This is a genomic window from Lactimicrobium massiliense (assembly GCF_900343155.1).
GTDB lineage: Bacteria > Bacillota_I > Bacilli_A > Erysipelotrichales > Erysipelotrichaceae > Bulleidia > Bulleidia massiliensis.
Genome location: NZ_OUNG01000001.1, coordinates 559,535 through 582,886, shown reverse-complemented (window position 1 = coordinate 582,886; position 23,352 = coordinate 559,535). Strand labels below are relative to the sequence as shown.

Annotated in this window: 22 protein-coding genes and 1 other RNA gene; 16 read left to right on the top strand and 7 right to left on the bottom strand. The window is 47.5% G+C overall.

Annotation, left to right across the window (positions count from 1 at the left end):
* Positions 1 to 14 precede the first annotated feature (14 nt).
* From DHU66_RS02840 to DHU66_RS02775, 14 genes are all read left to right on the top strand, one after another.
* Complete coding sequence (locus tag DHU66_RS02840; RefSeq protein WP_108774356.1) at positions 15 to 1,202, top strand: phosphoglycerate kinase; 1,188 nt, start codon at positions 15 to 17, stop codon at positions 1,200 to 1,202.
* 4 nt (positions 1,203 to 1,206) lie between these two features.
* Positions 1,207 to 1,959 carry a triose-phosphate isomerase gene (tpiA, locus tag DHU66_RS02835; protein WP_108774355.1) on the top strand — a complete coding sequence of 251 codons (753 nt, stop codon included), beginning with the start codon at positions 1,207 to 1,209 and terminating at the stop codon, positions 1,957 to 1,959.
* A gap of 59 nt (positions 1,960 to 2,018) precedes the next feature.
* Positions 2,019 to 3,365 (top strand): phosphopyruvate hydratase, encoded by a 1,347-nt coding sequence (gene eno / locus DHU66_RS02830; protein WP_342587727.1) that lies wholly within the window; start codon positions 2,019 to 2,021, stop codon positions 3,363 to 3,365.
* A gap of 624 nt (positions 3,366 to 3,989) precedes the next feature.
* The gene (ltrA, locus tag DHU66_RS02825) at positions 3,990 to 5,297 is read left to right on the top strand and encodes a group II intron reverse transcriptase/maturase (RefSeq protein ID WP_108774013.1); all 1,308 of its coding nucleotides are present in this window, start codon (positions 3,990 to 3,992) and stop codon (positions 5,295 to 5,297) included.
* A gap of 142 nt (positions 5,298 to 5,439) precedes the next feature.
* Entirely contained in the window at positions 5,440 to 5,910 is a 471-nt protein-coding gene (locus DHU66_RS02820) for an SseB family protein (protein ID WP_108774354.1), read from the top strand.
* Complete coding sequence (locus DHU66_RS02815) at positions 5,907 to 6,464, top strand: LOG family protein (RefSeq protein ID WP_108774353.1); 558 nt, start codon at positions 5,907 to 5,909, stop codon at positions 6,462 to 6,464. Before DHU66_RS02820 ends, DHU66_RS02815 begins: the two co-directional genes overlap by 4 nt.
* Positions 6,461 to 7,123: a hypothetical protein gene (locus DHU66_RS02810; protein WP_108774352.1), complete on the top strand. Its 663-nt coding sequence runs from the start codon at positions 6,461 to 6,463 to the stop codon at positions 7,121 to 7,123. The genes DHU66_RS02815 and DHU66_RS02810 overlap by 4 nt, the downstream gene beginning before the upstream one ends.
* A gap of 92 nt (positions 7,124 to 7,215) precedes the next feature.
* Positions 7,216 to 7,437: a preprotein translocase subunit SecG gene (secG, locus tag DHU66_RS02805; protein ID WP_108774351.1), complete on the top strand. Its 222-nt coding sequence runs from the start codon at positions 7,216 to 7,218 to the stop codon at positions 7,435 to 7,437.
* Positions 7,438 to 7,510: 73 nt separating this feature from the next.
* Entirely contained in the window at positions 7,511 to 9,691 is a 2,181-nt protein-coding gene (gene rnr, locus DHU66_RS02800) for a ribonuclease R (protein WP_108774350.1), read from the top strand.
* Positions 9,678 to 10,139 (top strand): SsrA-binding protein SmpB, encoded by a 462-nt coding sequence (smpB, locus tag DHU66_RS02795; protein ID WP_135358287.1) that lies wholly within the window; start codon positions 9,678 to 9,680, stop codon positions 10,137 to 10,139. Before rnr ends, smpB begins: the two co-directional genes overlap by 14 nt.
* 4 nt (positions 10,140 to 10,143) lie before the next feature.
* On the top strand, positions 10,144 to 10,548 hold the full coding sequence (gene tagD, locus DHU66_RS02790; protein ID WP_108774348.1) for a glycerol-3-phosphate cytidylyltransferase: 405 nt from the start codon (positions 10,144 to 10,146) through the stop codon (positions 10,546 to 10,548).
* Positions 10,545 to 11,318 (top strand): HD domain-containing protein, encoded by a 774-nt coding sequence (locus tag DHU66_RS02785; protein ID WP_108774347.1) that lies wholly within the window; start codon positions 10,545 to 10,547, stop codon positions 11,316 to 11,318. Before tagD ends, DHU66_RS02785 begins: the two co-directional genes overlap by 4 nt.
* 47 nt (positions 11,319 to 11,365) lie before the next feature.
* Positions 11,366 to 11,719, top strand: a transfer-messenger RNA (tmRNA) gene (gene ssrA, locus DHU66_RS02780).
* 186 nt (positions 11,720 to 11,905) lie between these two features.
* Positions 11,906 to 13,132: a CHAP domain-containing protein gene (locus DHU66_RS02775; RefSeq protein WP_108774346.1), complete on the top strand. Its 1,227-nt coding sequence runs from the start codon at positions 11,906 to 11,908 to the stop codon at positions 13,130 to 13,132.
* A 272-nt stretch (positions 13,133 to 13,404) separates the two neighbouring features.
* Here the strand turns inward: DHU66_RS02775 and DHU66_RS02770 are convergent, their stop codons facing one another.
* Positions 13,405 to 14,457: an IS1595 family transposase gene (locus DHU66_RS02770; RefSeq protein WP_108773885.1), complete on the bottom strand. Its 1,053-nt coding sequence runs from the start codon at positions 14,455 to 14,457 to the stop codon at positions 13,405 to 13,407.
* A 354-nt stretch (positions 14,458 to 14,811) separates the two neighbouring features.
* Between DHU66_RS02770 and DHU66_RS02765 the strand changes: the two genes are divergently transcribed.
* Complete coding sequence (locus DHU66_RS02765) at positions 14,812 to 15,333, top strand: hypothetical protein (RefSeq protein WP_135358286.1); 522 nt, start codon at positions 14,812 to 14,814, stop codon at positions 15,331 to 15,333.
* Between the two features lie 70 nt (positions 15,334 to 15,403).
* On the opposite strand, the gene DHU66_RS02760 is transcribed toward DHU66_RS02765, so the two are convergent.
* The 5 genes from DHU66_RS02760 to DHU66_RS02740 form a co-directional block, all read right to left on the bottom strand.
* Positions 15,404 to 16,177, bottom strand: coding sequence for a Cof-type HAD-IIB family hydrolase (locus DHU66_RS02760; RefSeq protein ID WP_108774344.1), 774 nt, complete (start codon positions 16,175 to 16,177; stop codon positions 15,404 to 15,406).
* Between the two features lie 66 nt (positions 16,178 to 16,243).
* Positions 16,244 to 16,612 (bottom strand): hypothetical protein, encoded by a 369-nt coding sequence (locus DHU66_RS02755; RefSeq protein WP_108774343.1) that lies wholly within the window; start codon positions 16,610 to 16,612, stop codon positions 16,244 to 16,246.
* 67 nt (positions 16,613 to 16,679) lie between these two features.
* On the bottom strand, positions 16,680 to 18,296 hold the full coding sequence (locus DHU66_RS02750; RefSeq protein ID WP_108774342.1) for an ABC1 kinase family protein: 1,617 nt from the start codon (positions 18,294 to 18,296) through the stop codon (positions 16,680 to 16,682).
* Between the two features lie 5 nt (positions 18,297 to 18,301).
* Complete coding sequence (locus DHU66_RS02745; RefSeq protein WP_209451719.1) at positions 18,302 to 18,601, bottom strand: phasin family protein; 300 nt, start codon at positions 18,599 to 18,601, stop codon at positions 18,302 to 18,304.
* An 81-nt stretch (positions 18,602 to 18,682) separates the two neighbouring features.
* On the bottom strand, positions 18,683 to 19,666 hold the full coding sequence (locus DHU66_RS02740; RefSeq protein WP_108774340.1) for a putative ABC transporter permease: 984 nt from the start codon (positions 19,664 to 19,666) through the stop codon (positions 18,683 to 18,685).
* Between the two features lie 88 nt (positions 19,667 to 19,754).
* Between DHU66_RS02740 and DHU66_RS02735 the strand changes: the two genes are divergently transcribed.
* Entirely contained in the window at positions 19,755 to 21,410 is a 1,656-nt protein-coding gene (locus DHU66_RS02735) for a phage tail tip lysozyme (RefSeq protein ID WP_135358285.1), read from the top strand.
* Between the two features lie 216 nt (positions 21,411 to 21,626).
* Here the strand turns inward: DHU66_RS02735 and DHU66_RS02730 are convergent, their stop codons facing one another.
* Positions 21,627 to 23,246 (bottom strand): transposase, encoded by a 1,620-nt coding sequence (locus DHU66_RS02730; protein WP_167836227.1) that lies wholly within the window; start codon positions 23,244 to 23,246, stop codon positions 21,627 to 21,629.
* Between the last annotated feature and the right edge of the window lie 106 nt (positions 23,247 to 23,352).

Sequence of the window (23,352 nt, the reverse complement as noted above, 5' to 3'; positions counted from 1 at the left end):
GGAGTTTCTTTACAATGTCTAAGGTTACTGTGAAAGATCTGGACGTAAGAGGCAAGCATGTCATTGTACGTGTTGACTTCAACGTTCCGCACAAGGGCAGCGTCATTACGGATGACAATCGTGTCCGTGCAGCTCTGCCTACGATTCAATATCTGACTGAGAATGGTGCAAAGGTTCTGCTGCTGAGCCATCTGGGCAAGATTAAGACGGAAGAGGACAAGGCCAAGAATGACATGTCCATCGTCGCTGACTGCCTGGCTAAGCTGCAGAGTGCTCCGGTGAAGTTTGTCAATGCGACAAGAGGACCTGAACTGGAGAATGCTGTCAAGGAGCAGGCTGAGGGTACGATCGTTCTGATGCAGAATACCCGTTATGAGAAGGGTGAGACAAAGAATGATCCGGAGCTTGGCAAGTACTGGGCTTCCCTGGGCGATCTGTTCGTTGAGGATGCTTTTGGTTCTGTACACAGAGCACACGCTTCCACTGTTGGCATCCCGAGCAATCTGCCGAAGGACTGCAGTGCTGTAGGCTTCCTGGTTGAGAAGGAGCTCAATGTTCTGGGCAAGGCTCTGAATGATCCGGCCCGTCCGTTTGTTGCAATTCTGGGCGGTGCCAAGGTTTCCGACAAGATCGGTGTCATTGAGAACCTGCTGAAGATTGCTGACAAGGTCATCATCGGCGGCGGTATGTCCTATACATTCTCTGCTGCCCAGGGCGGCAAGGTTGGTACTTCTCTGCTGGAAGCTGACAAGGAAGATCTTGCAAAGGAATTCATGGAAAAGGGCAAGGGCAAGCTGTTCCTGCCGGTAGATACGGTTGTTGCCAATGACTTCGACAATCCGACTGATGTCAAGACTGTCAAGGCTGGTGAGATCCCGGATGGCTACATGGGACTGGATATCGGCCCTGAGACAGTAAAGCTGTTCCAGAAGGAACTGGCTGGTGCCAAGACCGTATTCTGGAATGGTCCGATGGGTGTGTTTGAGAAGCCTGCATTTGCAAAGGGCACAGAAGCTGTCTGTGAGACACTGGCTGGCCTGGAAGGCGCTACAACCATCATCGGCGGCGGCGATTCTGCTTCTGCAGCCAAGAACCTTGGATTTGCGGACAAGTTCTCCCACATTTCCACTGGCGGCGGTGCTTCGCTTGAATTCATGGAAGGAAAGGAGCTCCCGGGAGTCGCTGTGATTCCTGAGAAGTAAGGATATGGCAAGAAGACCTATTATCTTTGGTAACTGGAAGATGAATAAGACACCTTCTGAAGCACTTGAGTTCTTCAAGGGCATGGAAGGTTATGTAACAGGCAATGAAGCTGCCGAGTATGGTATCGGTGCTCCGTTTGTTGATCTGGACGTTGCTGTTAAGAATGCAGGTGCCATCAAGGTTGCTGCAGAAAACTGCAATGAGAAGGACAGCGGTGCCTATACAGGTGAGGTCAGTGTGCCGATGCTGAAGGAAGTTGGCATTACATACTGCATCATCGGTCATTCTGAGAGACGTACATACTATGCTGAGACAAGTGCACACTGTGCTGCCAAGGCAAAGAGACTGTTCGAGGCTGATATTACCCCGATCCTGTGCGTTGGTGAGACCGAGGCTGAGTATGATGCCGGCAAGACTGCTGAAGTTCTCAAGACTGAGCTGACAGAGAGCCTGGCTGGTCTGAGTGCTGATGAAGTCAGCAGAATGGTCATTGCGTATGAGCCGATCTGGGCGATTGGCACTGGCAAGAGCGCTGATGTCAATACAGCTGAGTCCTGCTGCAAGCTTGTCCGTGATACGGTCAAGGGCCTGTATGATGAGGCTACTGGTGAGGCTGTCCGCATCCAGTATGGTGGATCCGTCAAGCCGAACAACATCCGTGAGTATATGGCCTGCGCTGATATCGATGGCGCATTGATCGGCGGTGCTTCTTTGAAGGTTGATTCCTTCAAGCAGCTCGTTGATGCGACTAAGTAAGGTTTCTACAGGATTCTTTCCTGGAAACAATAGGTACTGATTAAGGAGGAAATATCTAGATGCCTAATTTTATTGATCCGATTGCTGAAGTTCATGCACGTGAGGTTCTTGATTCCCGCGGCAACCCTACTGTTGAGTGCGAGATTACAACTGAGTCTGGTGCATTTGGCCGTGCGATTGTACCTTCCGGTGCTTCTACTGGTGAAAGAGAAGCTCTGGAGCTTCGTGATGGCGATAAGTCCCGTTTCGGTGGCAAGGGCGTTCTGAAGGCTGTTGCTAACGTTAACGAGAAGATTGCACCGGCTGTCATTGGCCTGAATGTCTTCGATCAGCCGCTGATTGATAAGACCATGCTGGATCTCGATGGCACAGAGTTCAAGAGCAACCTGGGTGCAAATGCTACTCTGGCTGTTTCTCTGGCTGCTGCTCATGCAGGTGCTGATTCCTGCGGTCTGCCGCTGTACAAGTACATCGGTGGTACAAATGGCAAGGTTCTGCCTGTTCCGATGATGAATGTCCTCAATGGCGGCAAGCATGCTGATTCTGCTGCTGACTGCCAGGAGTACATGATCATGCCGGTTGGTGCCAAGAACGTTCATGAGGCTGTCCGCATGGGTGCTGAAGTATTCCATGAGCTGAAGAAGGTCCTCAAGAAGTATGGCTACAACACAGGTGTTGGTGATGAAGGCGGCTATGCACCGGATTCCATCAAGGGCGGCAATGGTCCGCTGGAGACTTTGGGCAATGAAGGCCCTCTGGCTCTGATGAAGGAAGCTGTTGAGGCTACTGGCTACAAGCTGGGTGAAGATATCTGCTTTGCTATGGATCCGGCTTCTTCTGAGTTCTACAACGAAGAGACTGGCAAGTATGAGCTGAAGAGATCCGGCGAAGGCGAGAAGACATCTGAAGAGATGATCGAGATGTATGAGAAGTGGGTTGAGAAGTATCCGCTGATCTCTCTGGAAGATGGCCTTGCTGAGAACGACTGGGATGGCTGGGTGAAGCTGAGAGAGAGACTCGGCGACAAGATCCAGCTGGTTGGTGATGACCTGTTCGTTACCAACACTAAGTTCATCAAGAAGGGTATTGACCTGCATGCAGCCAATGCCGTTCTGATCAAGCTGAACCAGATCGGTACTCTGACAGAGACACTGAACGCTATCGAAATGGCTAAGGAAGCTGGCTGGACAGCTGTTGTTTCCCACCGTTCCGGTGAGTCCGAGGACACCACAATTGCAGACCTCGTTGTTGCTACAAATGCCGGCCAGATCAAGACAGGTTCCATGAGCCGTACTGACCGTATTGCCAAGTACAACGAGCTGATGAGAATTGAGGAAGAACTCGGTGATGTTGCTGAATACCGTGGCAAGAAGGCTTTCTACAACGTCAAGGAACTCTCCAAGTAAGCATCATTGATCATCTGATTCATAAAAGGGAAGCTCATGTGCTTCCCTTTTTGCTGTAGTGTGTCGGGCATGGCACACATCTAGCCTGCAATAGAGGCAGGCCGCGGGTATTTGTCGCCAAGCGAAGTGAACTACCAGCCGAGGGTGAATAACCCAGAGCGAAAGCAGTAGCTAGCATATTTCTGAGCTTACGTACAGAAACCTGATTGAGGCCATAAGGCGGATAAGGCTGCTATGCAAGCTGAAGTCCAAAAGACAAACGTAAAGCCGACCGGTAAATCAGGAAGCTATGGAAATTACAGATGTGTGTCTTACCCCGAGAGATCCTGCGGACAGATGAACCTAAACACAGGGAAACCGAGACGCTTTTAAACAGCTATCGTTATCATCTGGTCGGATAAAGGTCTATCGCAGGAAGTCAGCTGAGGTCATAGTAGTGATGAAGCTTCTGTAACGGAAGTGGAGCGAAGGACCTAATGTTTGTATAGTGTGCCCCACTATACGCAATGTTCGGATAGTCCGAAAGGGAGGATAAGCCTACAGCAGAGGATCGTAACCTCTGACGGCAAAGGGCCCCGGGATGATTCTGAATAATCTACAGATAGAAAGGAATGGCACAGCGGTATGGAATTAATTGAAGTGATTCTGAGTGACGAAAACTTGGAAGAAGCGATCAGAAGGGTTAAGAGAAACCGTGGCGCGGCCGGCGTGGACGGCATGAAAACCAGTGAGCTGGATGAGTATTTCTCTAAACATAAAGAAATAATCAAACAGCAGATCCGGAACATGCAGTACAGACCGAAACCAGTCCGCAGGGTCTATATACCCAAGCCCAATGGCAAGCAAAGGCCATTAGGTATTCCGTCAGTCGCAGACCGGGTGGTACAGCAGGCAGCAGCCCAGGTACTCAGCGGCATCTACGACAGCACATTCAGTGACCATAGTTATGGATTCAGGCCAAACAGAAGCGCACATGATGCGATGAAGGATGTCCTGAATAATCTGAACAGCGGATACGACTGGGTGATTGATCTCGACATCGAAAAGTATTTCGATACGGTGAATCATGACAAATTAATCTCCATTTTGAGAGAAAAGGTAAACGACAAGAGAACGTTACACCTGATCCGGTCCTTTCTGAAGGCTGGCGTCATGGTGAACGGACTCGTATCACCAACTGAACTAGGCGTTCCGCAAGGCGGACCCCTCAGTCCGATACTTAGCCTTATTTATCTCGATAAATTTGACAAAGAACTGGAGAGCAGAGGACTGCATTTTGTGCGGTACGCAGATGACTGCGACATCTTCGTGAAGAGCGAAATGGCGGCAGACAGAGTGATGAAGTCGGTAGCCTCATGGCTGGAACGAAAGCTGTTTCTGAAGGTCAGTCCAACCAAGACAAAGGTGGTCAGGCCAACACACAGCGAGTTCCTAGGCTTTACGTACTGGAAGGCAAAAGACGGATGGCACTGCAAACCGAGTGATGACAGAAAGAAACGGCTGATGGCGAAAACCAAGGCTGTCCTGCAACGCAAGGAAGCAATATCCAGACCTCTGGCCGTCACATTCACAAAACTGAATCAGATCGTCAGAGGATGGATCAATTATTTCATCATCGGAGATATGAAGGCTTTCCTCGATGAATATGGACAGTGGATGCGGCACAAAGTCAGAGTCATCATCATCAAGCAATGGAAGAAACCGAAGCGTATAGACACAAATCTCCAAAGGCTTAACGCTATGTTCCATTGTAATTTCACCGATGAAGATACATACAAGGTAGCCAACTCACGCCTAGGATGGTATCGGAGGAGTGGAATGGATGTGGTAAATTACGCTCTCAGCCCGAAAGTACTGGCCCTGCCAAGTAGGAAAACAGGTCGACCAGGACTGGTCAACCCGTTGGAATACTACCTCAATAATCGTAAGTAAATACAAACGTAGCGCCGTATACGGAAAACCGTACGTACGGTGCAACGGGAGGGTCGAGCCGCTAACGCGGCTCACTCTACCCTATTTGAGGCAAAGAAGAAATGATTGGGTTATAATGCAGAAGTCATGTCGGAGGTAAAGTATGGATCAGAAACAGGAAAAGATTGATCGGGCCCAGATTGCCCGGGCAGAGGCAATGAATCTGCCTGTACAGAATGCCATTGCGGCATATTATCATGACCGCTCACAGAAGAATGTGGCATTGATACTGCAGGCTTTAACCAGTGCAGTGCTGCTGGTGCCTGGTGTCCAGAAGGAAGAAGGACCTGCCATGGGTGTCAAAGTATCCTTTTCGATTATCAAGGATGGCTCTGGCAAGCCGTATTTTCCTGCTTTTACAAGCGTGAAGCAATTAGCCGCATGGTCACCAGAAAAGGCAAAGACACAGGCATTCCTGCCGGTTGACTTTACCCGTATGGCAGAGATTCTGGAAGAAAATCCATCCATCGGCGGCTTCATGATCAACGTGAAATCGCAGCCGTTCCTGATGCCTGCCCGCCTGTATATTCAGGCATATCATGCTTTGATGAACAGACTGAAGGGAATGGCATGAAGATTGCGGTATATCTAGGCTCGTCTTATGGCAGCCAGAGCCTCTTTGCGGATGGGGCAAAGCAGCTTGGCCGTTTGATCGGGGAACATGGGGATACGCTGGTCTATGGCGGTGCATCGGTAGGACTGATGAATGAGCTGGCACAGAGTGCTTTGGATCATGGTGCTGCCGTCATCGGTGTCATGCCGCGCTTCATGATTGATGTAAACAAGCAGAGAAATGATCTGAATGAACTGATCGTCTGTAAGACGATGAGTGAGCGCCGCAATCAGATGAAGGAACTGGCAGATGGCTATATTGCACTGCCGGGAGGTCCCGGCACACTGGATGAAATCTCAGAAATCATCTCTGACAGCCGCCTGCATCTTGTGCAGGGCAGAATTGCACTGCTCAGCTTAAATGGCTATTATGCGCCTTTAAAGAAGCAGTTTGATGATATGGTTTCCAATGGTTTTATGGAGCCAATGGACAATCTGCTGTTTGCCAGAACTGTGCAGGAAGGCTATGACTGGATCAAGGGAGAATCGATGGGGAGACAGGAGGAAACAAAATGAATAAAAAGACAATGCTCTCTGCCATGCTTGCGATGATGCTGGCAGGATGCGGCAGTACTGCTGCAACTGTATCCACATCACCTGCCGCATCACCATCCGCCAGTGCTGCTTCTGCAGAAAGTACATCACTGACGGAAGAGTATTCCAGTCTGCCTGCTGACAATGCCTATACACTGCTGCGTGATCATCAGGATGTGGAAGATATGCTCAATCATGGCACAGGTGTTTTGTTCTTTGGCTTTCCAGAGTGCCCGTGGTGCCAGTACTATGTGCCGATGCTCAATGAGGATGCTTTGACAGCCGGTGTCAATGTGAAGTACTACAACATCTATGTTGATAAGACTGCTGACCGCACCTGGTATGACAGCATTGCGGATCTGCTGGATGAAAAGGACAGTGAGATCACGCACTATGACAATGATGGCAAGAAGGTCATCTATATGCCACTGGTGGTTTTCCTGCATGATGGCGAGATCATCGGTTTTGATGATGAGACATGTGATCTGGATTCTGATGAGATTTCTCCAGCTGATTACTGGACAGATGAAAAGATCAGTGCTCTGCATGAGCGTCTTTCGTCTCTGCTTTCGCAGGTAAAGACGTTCCAGGATGAGGGCAATGCGGAAGGATGTGCCGTTAAGGCATCGCCAGACTGCTGAAAAGGGCTGTTTGTGGTCAGGCTTAGCAGGAATGCATTGCATACGTGGAAAAGCTGATGATATAATGTTGACTGCAGCGAAAGGAGCGATCCATGCTTAACGCGTTATTAATGATTGATTCAGCACTGCTGATTATTCTGACTCTGCTGCAGGGCGGCAAGTCAGATGGCATTTCCGGTGCTTTTACAGGAAACGGCGGCTTGAACCTGTTTGCCAATGTCAAGGAGAGAGGATCTGAGAAAGTTATTTCCAATCTGACTCTTGTCCTTGGAATTCTGTTCTTTGTGCTTGTGATACTGATCAGAGTTCTGTAAGATTCTTGTAACAATCAGCGTTGGTATAACTGCCAACGCTTTCTTAATATCTGAGGAAAAATTGAGGAAAGAAATGGAAGATTTACAACAAAAGATACTGGACCTGTTAGCAAATAGCAAAAAGAGCAGTCTTGATACCGGGGCGATTGTGGCTGGGCTTCACCTTGGCAAAGGGGGCAATTTCGCCTCTGTCAGCACAGCATTGAACCAGATGGAAGACCAGTGTCAGATTGTCCATAACATCAATGGCACATGGGATCTGGCATCGGTTGTCAATCTGTATACCGGCACACTTTGTGTCAATACCAAGGGACTTGGCTTTGTCGACAAAGAAGATGGCACAACGGTGCGCTTTGACGCCCGTGATCAGCTTGATGCGCTCAATGGCGATGTGGTTGCCTATCAGGCAGGGCCTGGTCAGGCATATGGCCATGTCATCAAGGTTCTGCAGCGTGCCCATGTCAAGGTGATTGGTACGTATGAGGGTGCCTATAAGCCAAAACTTGTGCTGGATGACCGCAAACTGCAGAACAAGGTGCTCAAGGTAGAAGGTGCCGACAAGTTCAACATCATTGAAGGCCTGAAGGTTCAGGGAACCATTGTGGAATATGGCAACCGCTATCTGCGGGTGCGGATTGACAGGGCCATCGGTCATAAGGATGATCCGGGTGTGGATATCCTTTCTGTTCTTCTCGATCACGACATTGAGCCGGCTTTCCCGGATGAAGTCATGGCAGAGGTTAATCAGATTCCTCAGGAAGTATCCGAAGAAGAGATGGCAGGCAGAGTGGATCTGCGCAATGATATTACGGTCACAATCGATGGTGATGATTCCAAGGACTTTGATGACGCTGTCAGTGTTGTCAAAGATGGAGATGGCTGGCTCTTGAAGGTATCCATTGCGGATGTACAGCACTATGTCAAAGAGAATTCTGCGCTGGACAAAGAAGCACTGAAGCGCGGCTGTTCTACGTATGTGACAGATCGGGTGGTGCCGATGCTGCCGCATCAGCTGTCAAATGGCATCTGCTCTTTGAATCCGCATGTTGTCCGTCTTGTCAATACATGTGAGATGAAGATTGCCCATGACGGCCATATCATCAGCTACAAGACTTATCCGGCCGTGATGCGTTCTACGGAACGTATGACATACCACAATGTCAATCTGATCCTGGATGGCGATCAGGAACTGTGTGCACGCTATGCACACCTTGGCACATTGTTTACAGATCTGCGTGACTGTGCCGATGCGATTCGTGCCCATCGCCATGACAAAGGTGCAATTGACTTTGATACAGATGAAGCTGAGATCAAGTGTGATGAAAACGGCGTGCCGATCAGTATCACGCTCCGCCAGAGAGGCCATGCGGAATGCATGGTTGAGGACTGTATGATTGCGGCCAATGTCTGTGTGGCCAACCAGATGAAGCTGGCAGATGTGCCGTGTGTCTATCGTATTCATGAAGCACCGGAAGCCAAGAAGCTCAAGAGCTTTGTGGATACATCGTTCCTGCTGGGTCATAAGTTCCGCCCTGAACACAGTGTAGCTAGGCCGAAGGAAGTGCAGCAGTATCTGGAGAGTGTCAAGGATTCACCAGAGTTCCCTGTATTGAGCATGATGCTGCTGCGGTGCATGCAGAAGGCACGCTATGATGCAAGACCTGTTGGACACTTTGGTCTTGCGGAAGAGGACTATCTGCATTTCACATCACCGATCCGCCGTTATCCGGACCTGATTGTGCACAGAATGCTGACAAAGTATGTGTTCAATCAGTGCAAGGATCCGGATCAGATTGCAAAGGATACAGGCTCCATGCAGGAGTTTGCCGATCAGTCATCAATCCGTGAACGTGCAAGTCAGGATGCTGAGTATGAATGCGATGATATGAAGAAGGCACAGTTCATGGAGAAACATATTGGTGAAAAGGGCGAAGGCCTGATTACCGGTGTGACATCGTTTGGCTTCTATGTAGAGCTGCCCAATACCGTGGAAGGTCTTGTGCATATCTCTCATCTCAATGATGATTACTACACATATGATGAGGACCGCATGGAACTCAAGGGTTCTCATTTCAAGCATGTATATCAGCTGGGCCAGACGGTCAAGGTTGTCTGCCTTGCAGCATCCCATGATACCCGTCAGATTGACTTTGGCATTGATGGCATGAAGGCAGCACCGCAGCGCAATGACCGCAATAATGGCGGCAGAAATGGCTACAGGAAGCGCAGGAGAGATAATCGTGGCAGAAGGTAAAACAAAAGAAATTGCCTATAACCGGAAAGCAAAGCATGACTACTTCCTGGAAGATTTCTATGAGTGCGGCCTGGTACTGACCGGTACAGAGATCAAATCAATCCGGGAAGGCCATGTGCAGTTCAAGGATGCCTATGTTTCGATCTTCCGTGGGGAAGCCTGGATCAAAGGCATGCATATCAGTGCCTATAAGTATGGCTCCTTTGCCAATGTGGATGAGGAACGGGACCGGAAGCTGCTGCTGCATAAGGATGAAATTGCTAAGCTTGACAGTAAGGTGCGCACCAAAGGCTACACGCTTGTGCCGGTGCGGATGTATCTGAAAAACGGCAGAGCAAAGCTGGAGATCGCACTTGCCAAGGGTAAGGATCTGTATGACAAGAGGCAGACAGAGAAGATCCGGGATGCCAGCCGGGAAATGGCAAAAGCATTAAAGCGTAAAGGATAATGGTATGAGACGTGTCATTACATATGGAACATTTGATCTGCTTCATTATGGGCACATCAATCTGTTAAAAAGGGCAAAGTCACTTGGTGACTATCTGATTGTCGGTGTATCGACGGATGAGTTCAACTGGAACCAGAAACACAAGAAGTGCTATTTTTCCTATGAGAAAAGAAAGGCACTGGTAGAGGCCATCCGCTACGTGGATCTGGTGATTCCGGAGGAAAGCTGGGATCAGAAGATCAATGACATGCATGAATATCACATTGATGTGTTCTGCATGGGTGATGACTGGAAAGGCAAGTTCGACTATCTGGAAAAAGAGGGCGTTGAGGTTGTCTATTTCCCGCGCACACCGGAGATTTCCACAACCCAGATCAAGCATGATCTGAACAAAGGAAGCGAGAAATGATTGATCTTCCCAGAGCATATGCGGCCTTTGCGTCTTATGTGAAAAACTATAATCCGCAGGATGGCAAGGTGCGTCTGAAGATTGTGCATACGGAGCATGTGGCGGCCATTTCCCGGAACATTGCCGAAAGTCTGCACGTATCCAGGGAGGATATCCAGCTGGCTGAACTCATTGGCTTATTGCATGATATCGGCCGCTTTGAGCAGATCAGGCGATATGGTGACTTCCGTGATTTTCTGACCATTGACCATGGTGATTTTGGCGCCCAATTGCTCAAAGAAGGACTGCTGGAACGCTTCATAGATGATCAGAGTCTGTATGATCTGATCATTACAGCGGTGCAACTGCACAATAAATACAGACTGCCGGATGGACTGGATGAAAGAACATTGCTGCATTGTCAGATCATCCGTGATGCGGATAAGACAGATATCTTCCGGGTCAGAACAGAAGATCCTCTGCTGGATGTGCAGACCTTTACCAGAGAGCAGATGGAAAATTCAACGGTAACACCGGAACTGTATGAAGAATTCTTCCAGGAGCACAGCATTCTGGCAAAGCCTGGCCGTACGCCGGCAGACACATGGATTGCGGCAACAGCATTGATCTTTGATTATAACTTTCCAAGAGGCCTGGCAATGCTGAAGGAAAAGGGTTATATCAGCCGCATGATTCACCGCTTTGATTTCAAGCTGCCGGATACAAAGGAAAAGATGGCTGCTGTAGAGCAGTATGCCAACCGCTGGCTGGACGTACACAGCAGGGCTTGAATGTAAAGTTTCGGCGTGCTATATTCTTTCTGCCGCAAGGCAATCCAGGGGCTGTCATGGTTTCGACAGGTTTTTAGTTTGATTCGGACTGCAGTGGAGCGGTGACCTTATCACCAAAACAAAAATAAACGCTAACAACAATAGTTACGCATTTGCTGCCTGAGTTCGCTTTACGCGATGCAGCATCCTCTGACCGTTCTTTGCTGTTTGACGGACAGAGCGTAAATGAACAGATACGGTGAGGCTTAGCCTGGAGGCCGATCCCGACAATCTTACAGGCACATTCAGCAGGCGGTAAGACCGCTGACATACCTGCTGTCTTACTAACAGCGGACTAAACTGTAGAGGTCTGAATGTGGGACGATTCCTGGACACGGGTTCGACTCCCGCCAGCTCCATAGCCCACTGGCTTTCTGGAAACTTCCGGAAAGCCTTTTTTCTGACTCTCTTTGCATGTGACAAATAATGCTCTGATATAGACAAATTATTTTTATAAATTTGTGAAGAACGTGTGAAATCTGCACGAAAACGGCGCTGTGAGGACAGCTAGCCTTGATTTAACACTTGTTTCAGGCTAAATTAAAAACATGTACGGAAAAAGAAAAGCAAGATTTCTGACATCGCTTTTACTGGCTGCAGTGATTGCAGCACCGATATCACCGGTATTTGCGGATGAGCATAAACCAGATGAAACAAGCAAAGTCAGAGTCTTTGAGATTGATATGAATAACCAGAATCCGCTTGCTACGCTGAAAGAACAGGCGATCAGGGAACGAGCGGATTATGATGCAGCGATCAACCTGAATGAGGTTGATTTTGACAAATCGACAATTCATACTTCGGCATTTAACCGAACTAAGAGCGGCATTCAGAATATTACGGTCAGTATCCAGATTGTACGTAAGGATGACAGCGCAGACAGTGTTGTCTATTCCTTCTCAGAAAATGCGGCTGTTAAGCTGATTGCTTCAGAGGGTCCGCAGGTCATTCTGAAACAGAGCGAAGTAACAGTGGATCTTGGCTCAGAATTCAAGTATGGCGACAACATTGGTTATGTTTCCTCGACGGTAGGCAAGCTGCCGGTCATCAAAGAGACAGATAATGTCGATATGAATACGGAAGGAACATATACATGCTGGCTTACCTTTGTGGATGACAGCGGCGATACAACCAAGATTTCTTATCTTGTGAATGTCCGCAAGCCGGCTGAGGTTACCAGAAGTGAAGAGGAAGCTGCTCAGGCAGAGGCACAGGCGGAAGAGCTTGCCAGCTCTAATGGCATGAATGTCTCCCAGGCCGCTGCTTTGCAGAGCCAGTTGTCTGCGTATGATCACAGCGGTGGAGCTTCTTCCGGTTCTGTATCTGATACGCCGGTAACCGGTACGTATTACAATGGCGATTCCTACGTATCCCTGCTGAAACAATGGGTTGGCTTTACATGGGAAGGCAAGCTGCAGTGCGTTGGCTATATGCATTACCGCTTCGCCCAGCATTATGGCTTTATGACCGGTAAGATCAATGGCAACGGCCGTGATCAGGCATGGGGCATCGTAGCTGCATCATCCTCCTGGAGTGTACATTTCTACATTTCCAATTCACCTGCACCCGGCGCAATCTTCTCCGGTGTCGGCAGTGATCCAAGCGGACACACAGCTTTTGTTGAAAAGGTTGATGACAATGGTCTGTGGGTATCTGAGGCATGGGGATCTACAGGTCAGGTCAATGAAAACAAATACTACACCTGGTCACAGTGGTCCAGCATGTATCCGTCCGGTGTTGTCTATGCTGTGCCGGAAACATCACAGGCTGCATAATCACAATAGAGATAAACGAAGCGTATGGCAGATGCTATACGTTTTTGTTATGTATTTGATTGAGCAATGTAAAGCGATCTTTCTAATATCTTTTCTGTGGAGCTGTATAAACAAAAGATAAATAGTAATTGTTGAAAATGAAACATGCATAACGTGCAGAAAACTGAAAGCGGCGGACATCCTCCGGCTGATCAACACAGGTCCAATGGCACGCTCTGATCAACAACGCTATTTTCAAAGATTTAGTTGATGAGGCTGTAAACACCAAAATATCATGAGCTATATGCCTCATAGAGGTTAATTGGCATTTTAAGCTTTGGGATCTCCGCACAGGTAAATGGAATCTGTTCAAACATTGTTTCCATGTATGCTTCTGATTTCCATTTGCGCATGTCCAGCCTGTACTTTAAATATTTCTTCATGACGATCCAATTCAAATAACCCTGGAGATGTCTTGTGCTGATACCATGTTTCTGCCTGATCATGTTTTTTAGCTCAGAGTGAAGCTCGTTTACTTCAGATACTGTATTGCCCTTTGGTGTTAAATAACCGTTAGATGGAATAATGTCACTGTTGAAGTGATTATCGCCCACGAAAGTTTGAATGCTATGGCTGTCATCACTGATAATTGTTGAATGCGCTGCGAAGTGAGAGCTGTATTGATTCAGAATTTCTGCACTCTCTCTGCCTAATCCTCCAATTTTAAAGAGAATATTGTCATGCTCATCAATAGCTGTTACCAGGCAGATCTTGTGATGGCTGGTGCCAGGTAAAGCACGCTTGGTTGAATGACGGCGATGCTTTCCACGCTGTTTGCTGAATCTTGGCATTTTATCCTTCCTGGTCCCTTTCAGGTTGATTTTGGTATAAGTAGGATCCAATTCAACATTTCCACTTAAGACCACATTATTCTGAATCTTTGCTGCAGCCTGATATAACTTGTGACGCATGTTGAAGCAGGTAGTAACTGATAAGCCTGTAGCTACACTCTGCTGAGTCAGAGTCATTCCGTTAAGCTCGCCAGAGATAAAAGTAGTCCAGATATCAAAGCTTGTTCTGGAATGAGTAAACATCGTACCTGTTGTTGCCATAAAAACAGATTTGCATTTTTTACATCTGTATTTCTGACGATTATGTGGGTTAAAGCCATTCTTAACAAAGTGAGTTGAACCACAATGAGGACATTTCTCAACATGCAAAGAGAGATTCTCGTAATTTGTTGTCGTACAGTTTACTTTCTCTCTGAATAGCTTTTCTAAACCAACACGAATGAATTCAATTTCGACAGGAGATAAAGAATTCAGGAAATTCTGATTAACGAGCATATCATCACCTCAACTGAAGTCATGATAAGTTATAGATATTAACTTGATGTACTTGTTCGGGTACATCAACTATTTATTTGAAAATAGCGATCAACAAAAAAACAATCCATCATGATCGAAAAAAACACCGTTTGCATACTTGAATTTTCTTGATGATCAGTCTATTGTGTTCTTGAAGAAAGATGGGAGGAAATCTGTATGTTAACTTACGATCCCGCCCGTTATAAGAACGGCATTTGTTAAGGTTTTTATGGATTGGAATCATGCTTTATGAGATTCCGCGCTTTATCATTCGATGCGTTCTGCAGCGAAAATGCAGAAGGCATTCTGTGCCATGATTCCAGTCAAAGCTTGGTGGATGATGGCAGTCAGATGATTCAAACACATAATACAAAGACTACTATGTTGAATGTAAAAATCTTAAAAGGATCCATAGCAATCATGCTTGCGGTATCGATGGCAGGATGTGGATCAGAAAGTGCAGCTGCATCATCCAGCTTACCATCTGCTTCTCCAACAGCAAGTGCGGATGCACCGTTATGGCATGGTGATGGTACATATGACAAGAAGAATCAGACTTATACTGTGATCGTTCCAGCATGGCAGGCAATATATGAGGGATACAGCATAAAAGCAGTGTTTTCGCTTAAGATGAATTATGATCCAAGCAACTATACTAAACGGTATATTTATGATATTCAGCCAGAGTCATTAATGGTTGAATCTGGTTGGGACTCTGCTGAAATGGGCGAGATTACCAATACTGAATACTTCCAAAATCATCAGGAAGCCCTTGTTACCTGGACATATATTGTTACTGCCGGGAATGAAACTTATTCTGAAAAGTACAGTGCGGATATTCTGTTAGAAGAGTAATGAAGCGAAAAAGGGATAGCTGTTGGATTGCAGCTATCCTTTGTTATGAGATGGAATGTATTGATTCTGGTTATATGAGATGGAAATGCTGGCAGGCATGCAGGATGCCGTCATGATCCGGATCATCTGTGATGTAGGTGCTGACAGCTTTTGTGCTGTCGGCGGCGTTGGCCATAGCAATGGAGATGCCGGCATGTCTTAACATGGGGATATCATTGCCGCCATCGCCAAAGGCCATGGTGTGCTCCATGTCAAAGTGGAATACTTTGGCAAAGACATCCATGCCTTTGACCTTGGTGCCTCCTTTTGGTGAAATATCACAGAAGGTGGGATACCAGCGGGCACTGGTGCAGTCTGGAAGATATGTCATCAATTCTTTTTCTTCATCTTCGTTCAGGAATGTCATGACCTGATAGACTTTTTTTGCGGCAATGTTGGAAACATCACCAGCTGGCTGATTGTCATTGTGGGTAATGGCATTGACTTCATCACATCTTTCATCCCGGTAATTGTAGATTTTTCCTTCGGGCAGGACATAGCCGCAGGGAAAATGATGCTTTGCTTCATAGTTGACAAGGGTCTGCAGATCTTCTGCATGAATTGTGTTTTCATAGACGACTCTGCCATCCTTTTCAAAGCAGTACTGGCCATTGAGGGTGATATAGCCATCAAATGGGAAGTCTCCCAGACAGCCCAGCCCATCTTTTCCACGGCCGGTCGCAATGAACAGCAGAATGCCTTTTTTCTGCAGCTGCTGTAATGCATGGATTGCTGAGGAAGGAATGGTATGTGTCTTGAAGCTGACAAGGGTGCCGTCAATATCAAAGAAGATTGCCTGAATCATGTCGTGTCTCCGTTTTCTGCCTTCAGTGTAGCATGGAAAAGAAAAGAACGTATCACTCGGATACGCTCATCTGTGGTTTCTGATCGGCCGGCCGGCTTTTGCTTTGGTCCGGTTGGGACCTGCTTTTCTGACCCGGTAATGACCGCCTGTCTGAATCTTCTTTTTGACAGCTACGGCATGGGCTGCCAGGGCAAAGCCATCCTTTGTCTGGATGAAGTCAGCTGTTTTTAATGGTGCACCGCAGTTGGGACACATCGCAAAGCCTTCCAGAGGCAGGGCACTGGAGTTCTGGTTGACTTCCATATAGCCGCAGGCAGGGCAGTACATGCCGCGGTATAAACCATCTTTGGCTGTCTGGGGATGATCGGCAAGCTGTTCTGGTTCCTGTTTCTTTTCTTTTTTCTCTTTCTTCTTATGCTTCAAGAATGCAAACATAGTTTCCTCCCGTTACTGCACTAATGTACTGCAAACAGGAAGAATTGTGGTGAACTTTTTCTGAACATTACTTTCGTTTGTACTTTTTCCAGAGATACCGGATACAAAGTGCTGTGCCAACGGCAATGGCGGCGAAGTAGCCGATGAAGCCCAGGAAGGGAAGACCCATGATCTTTGGGGTCATATCGGTGGTGCAGATAATGGAAGATGAGATCAGCAGGGCCGCCAGGCACAGGCCGATGACGAAGTTGCGCACAGCAGAATGGACAATGTCGTTGAAGTTCTTGGAAGAATGCAGAGAAATGTTAATACCTGCCTGACCAGCCAGATATTCTTTGAGGGCATCGGCTGTCAGAGAAGGAACTTCTGCACCTTTTTTACTGATGCGCCATGCGGCATGAATATCTTTACGGATTTCACTCTTCCAGTCCATGTTGTCCAGAGTCTCTTCCATGACTCTGTTGGAGGCAATCTGTGACATAGATATTTCCGGTGCAATTTCTGACAGGACACCCTGCATGACAGTTAATCCCCGGCACAGCATCGTCATGCCATGGGGCATGGAAATCTCATTTTTCTTCATGATTTCCATGATCTCAGACATGCTGTCAGCGAGGTTGATATCACCAAGCGAAGCATTGCCATATTCATCCAGGAACCCTTTGAGATCCTGATAGAGCTGGCCGCGGTCTGGCTTGCCGCGGAAATCGCCGATTTCCAGAACGGCATTTTCCACCATTGTGACATCATGCAAGCCGATGCCGCGCACACCCTTGACCATAACTCTGCGGTCATGATCAGACAGTCTGCCCATCATGCCCATATCGATCCAGACAATTTTGCCATCCATAATCTTGACGTTGCCAGGATGGGGATCGGCATGGAAGAACCCATCATCCATGACCTGTTTGATGTAGTTGTTTACAAATTTGACGCCGATTTCATGCAGGTCATAGCCGTTTGCTTTCAGATCCTTGACATCATCAATGCCAAATCCACCGATATATTCCATGACCAGAACCTTGGATGTGGAATATTCCCGATACAGCTTTGGACAGCGGATATAGTTGATGTTCTTGTTATTATGCGCAAATTCTTCCAGGTTGCTGGCTTCCTTGAGAAAATCCATTTCCTGCTGGGCAACGGACCACATTTCATTCAAAATCATGTCAAGGTCAACGATGTTCTTGAGATCCCCGACCGGCGGCATGAGTTTGACAAGCCGGTGCAGCAGGGAGATATCCCGGGACATGGTTTCATAGATTCCTTTGCGTTGTACTTTGATGATGACATCGCTGCCATCTTTCAGCACGGCTTTGTGAACCTGGGCAATCGAGGCGGATCCTAATGGCTTGGTGTCAATGGACTTGAAAAAGGAAGCCCATTGGGCACCGCAGGATTCGTTGATGATTTCTTCTACGGTTTCAAATGGCATCGGGGTGACATCACTGTTGAGCTTCATCAGCTCTTCGCAATAGGCTTTGGGCAGGATGTCACTGTGCAGTGACATGATCTGGCCGAGCTTGATGAAGGTAGGACCAAGTTCTTCCAGAATGATGCGCAGCTTCTCCGGGGTAATGCCGCGGGTGATATGGTTGCGCACCAAAACCTGGCGGATCTGCTTTAAGCGAGACCCGCCATCGTTTTGAGTATTCAGCGCTTTTTCAGGACTGCCGTCTGCCATGCGGCTCAGGCATCCTTCTTTTCATCATGGGCAGAGATCGCTGCCTTCAGGCTGGCAAGCTCATCATCGGAAAGGCCGTCTACCATCGAAGCAAAATCTTTTTTCTCTTCCGGCTTTTCTTCCTTTTCCTTCTTCACTTCCTCAGCCTTGTGCTTGAGTTCTGTGTTGAGTGCCTTGCCCTGTTCAACGGTTAATTCACCCTTCTTGACAAGTGTGTCAACAACGTCGCTTGCTTTTTCAGCGGTGAAGGCAGCAGCGCCTACACCAGCGAGCATCAGTTTCTTGAATCCATCTGTAAATTCCATGAGATATACCTCCGTTTCCTTACTTTCAGTATAGGCTTTTTTGATGCAGAAAAGCATCACAAAATGTGGGAAATGTCTGTCTCAGTTTTCGCGCTGGATTTCATGCAGCTTCTGCTGTACTTCCTGCCACAGGGATTCATGGGCAGTGGAATGGAGAGACGGGAAGGCACGGTAGATTCTTCCGGCCGTATGCATGGGCTTTGCATGAATTTCTCTGGCAAGTTCTTCCAGCTTCTGACGGTATTCTTTTTCTGCAGCAGCATGCTTTTCTTTCAGCTGCTCCACTTTAACGGCATATTCTTCTTTTTCCATCTCCAAATGATCAGCGGCTTCCATCTTTTCATACTGCTGTTTCTGCTGGACCTTTTCGGCTTCACAGGCAGCACTGAGGCCCGCATCACCCAGGACAATGGCAAGCTGGTCAGACAGCAGCCGCATGCGGTCTCTTGTCTCATTCAGGCTGGCAAGCCGCTTGGCCAAGCCTCTGGTTGCGGCCACGGTAACAATGAAATCTGCAAGATAGGCACCATACAGGACTGCCAGGATGATCCACTGCCACAGCGGATGGATCAGCACAGGATCAGAATGCGGCATCAAAGGGTGAATGAAGCGGATGATGACAACGGTCAATACGCCCCAGACCAATGAGAACCGCAGGCAGATATAGCCATGAAAGTTCAGCGGTTCTTTGGAATAGTCCCACCATCTGGCGTGGAAACATTTCTCCAGCAGCCATCCGGCAATCAGTTCAATGATTGTGCATAAGATCATGCCGGAAAGAAAGGTGGCAAGGATAGACGGACTGCCGCTGCTGTTGCTGGCTGCCTGGGAGAGGACATTTGACAATAGCAGCAGGCCGCACATGCCAAAGCCGTAGATCGGGCAGACCGGACCGTTGAGGAAGCCGCGGTTGACGATCTTATGCTGGACGATGGCATGCCACAATACTTCCAGACACCAGCCAAGGAAGGAATAGATGAGGAAGTAGCGCAGTAAATCAAATACAGGAATATTGGCAATCATGCAGTCTCCTTCAAACGTATGGGAATAGTATGATTTTACCATAATCCGTGCTTGATTTCGGGCTGATTTGTGCTAGCAGTGATTTTGTGCTAGACTGATAAGCAGTATACGCAAAGGAGGGATGATCCGCATGAGTGAGAATGTGCTGACAATGAACGGGGGCTTACAGATTGAAAGCCTGACGATTCCGGAGCTTGCTGAAAGAATCCGGATTGGCGACCGTGACTGCATGATGCGGATGTACCGTCTTCTGCATGATGATCTGTTTGCAATGGCACGCAATACGATTGCTTCTGCCAAGCAGGCCGAGTTTGTTGTCCGCAAGACCTTTGCGGAAGTGTTCTATCACCATGAGGATATTGATCCGGATCTTTTTGAGCTGAATCTGGTTCAGGTTCTCAGTGAGAATACTCGCCGTGAGGATATCCGCAATACTTATACCCGGACATTGAAGAGAAGCGAGATCATGGCTGCCCAGGCAGAGCTGGATAAGCCGACGGTGTCTGAGGTGACGTCACCATTGATCAATGCGGTCAAGGCAAAGGCTGTGCCGGCAAGGCTGGCAATGGATTATGCCGAGGCTGCGGATGCAGCTGTTCCGCAGGAACAGGAGCGCAGCCAGAGCCTGACGCATACTCTGAGTATGCCGGTGCTGCTGTCCGGTGCCTGTGCGATTGCGGCTGCCGGTGTAGCTGCCAATGCCTATCATCAGGCACAGGTACGCAAACGGGATCTGTCCTACACGCAGATGATGGACGCATTGAATATCAGCTTTGATACCGATGAGAGCGGCAATGAGACAAGTGTCTTTGAATATGAGCCGGCTGCCCAGAAGGCAGTCAGTGATCTGGTCGCTGCCCATACTGGCACATTGAAAACAAGTGCTTCCAGCCTGGATCTTTCCAAGGTTGGCGATACACTAGTCAATTATGAGCTTTCTGATTCTGATATCTATGGTCAGACAGCCAGAGTGAGTGTGAAGCGCACCTATACGGTGCAGGATACAAGAGCACCGGAGATTTCCCTTGCCAATGATTCTGTAAAGCTGACAGAAGGTGACAGCTTTGATGCCAATTCGGTTGTTGCTGCGGTGGCGGATCCAGCCGATGGTGCTTTGACGCAGGTTGAGGAAGAGCCTGCCCAGCTGGTCAATGATGCCCAGGGCAGACTGTATGAAAACGGCTGGTATACTGTAAGTTCCAATGTGGATACCAATACAGCCGGTACGTATGAGGTGACAGTGCATGCGGTTGATAATCATGGCAATGCATCGGATGCCTCTGTTGCCGTAACCGTAAAAGCCAAGCCGAAGGTCGTTGTCACAACAGCTTCCGCTGCTTCATCTGCTGGTTCCGGCAGTACGGTAACGGCAGCCGCATCTGTCAATACCGGTGCCAATGCGTCCAGCATTTACAGCCTGCTGACAGGTTCCTATGGTTTTACCAAGGCGGCCGCGGCCGGCATTCTGGCCAATATGCAGATTGAGTCCAGCTTCAATCCCAATGCAGGATCCAGCTACTACGGCCTGTGCCAGTGGGGAGGATCCAGAGTTTCCAACCTGTCTGCGTTCTGTGCTGCCAATGGATATTCTTCCAGCAGTGTGGATGGCCAGGTTGCCTTCATGGTTTCAGAGATGGGCAGCGGCATGATCTCCACCATGAACAGTTTCTCGGATGATGCCCAGGGTGCTGCTGATGCAGGTACATACTTCCGGGTGAACTTCGAGCGTTCTGCTGGTTTGAACAATGTGGCAAACATTGCCGCAGGTTTCTACAACGCCCTTTGAGAAGATCGATGATCTTCTTTTTTTCATGAAAAGGGCCTGTAACAGTTGCTAATGAATTAGCTCTGTTATGGGCCTTTTTGTTTTCTTTTGTATTATCTTTACCAAGACTTATTCAACAGAGTCATTTCTATGCATGAATGGTTTATATCAAAGCATTATTAAAACAGTTCTTTGCCTTTTCTTATATTTCAGATCATTTTTTGCTCTATTTTCTGATCAGCTCATCATATTGTGAGGAACTGCAGCCATTCGTCGGAGTCTCCAGCTATGGTATTTACGCAGATTATATCCCAGACATACCATAAGAAATTCCATTTTCACGGTTTTCAATCCTCTTCTGTGGAAACGGTCAAATCCCATATCTTCTTTGATTGCCGCAAAAGCTCCTTCTGCCTGTTCGCTGCGCATTACCTTCAGCTTTATACCATGTTCTGTATCCAGTTGTTTTCTGGCTTCTGCTTTCAGCTCTTCTCCAACGACATTAAGTCCTACTTCCTTGTAGCCTTTCTTGTTTGTTTTCATGAGGCATTTTTCTTTCAGCGGACATCCTTCGCAATGTTTTGGCTCTGTATATTTCTGCGTTATGGATAGATTGCCTGCCCGGGTAGAGGCATAGATGTCCCCTTCATATTGGTCAAATGTTCTCCCATTCGGGCAGATCCGGTACCCATGTTCGTTCTTTTTCCAATTAACAAGATTGTACGGATTTCTATATTGAAAAACTTTGTCGAGCTCGTTTCCATACATGTTAAATTTCTGGACGAGATCGATGCCGTGGCTGATGTTATACAGGTAGTTGTCATATCCACCAGATCCAGCATCAGCGGCTGGTTTCTTCGGGTAGAATCCATACAGCGTATGGAATCTCTCCATGAACGGGATCCAGGTGACGGTATCACCCGGTGTCTGATAAATATCACTGTTAATGATCAATCCACCAGATACAGCAATCTGGCAGTTATAGCATGGTCTTGTTATACCGGAGCGATTGTAGTAATCCCACTTGGTAGCCATAAATGTCGCATCATGGTCAGTCTTTGAGCAACTGTTCCTGCTGCCCATGACAGACAGCCAGTACTCATATGTGGTAAGACGAATCGCATAGTCCAGAAGCACATCATACCGCTTTTGAATATCGGATTTGCGATGACCCTTTCCATACTGGAGTTCAATGTTATCGGCAACCATCACATCCATCAGCTTCTGAACAATATTCCAGATTTCTAATGCGTTATAACGGTCTTTTATCTCATATTGGTATTTGTAAGACAGATTCAAAGAGCTGATCGCCTTGGAAAGGTCTCTGTACAGATTGTTGCGTGCATTCAGAATTCTCCGCTTGTACACAAAAGAATTTTTATGAGCATTTGCCTCAATCTTTGTTCCATCCACAAACTGCGTGTTTGGATCAATACCTGTCTGATCAATCAGCTTCAGATTCAACTCTTTCATAAGATCATCAATAGATACCGTCAGCTGATTCATAACACGTGAGAACGCCATTTTGCTTGGTGCTTCCCAATTGGACAGATAGATAAATCTGATATCCGTACGGCAGTGCTGGACAATATCAGTCAGGGAAAAAATACGGTTCATGTAAGCAAACAGAAGAACTTTGACGAGCATTCCTCGGGAGTGACTATGCGTGTTATTTGAACGGATCGGTTTAACAAAGCGACTGAAATTAACTTCCTTCACCGCATCCAGAAAAGAGAACAGCATATCAGAATGAGGTACACGAATCATTGTGCTAAGTGGCAGGGCCAGTTGAACAGCGTTATAATAAGAGCGCTGATCGTGTCCTGCAAAAACGAGATCAGCATTTTTCATACTCATATTATACATGCACGCATATAATATATCAATGATAATATATGGATATTTTGCATATTTTTCACATGAATAAATCGGCTTTTGGTTTGCACTGATAGATATACAGCGA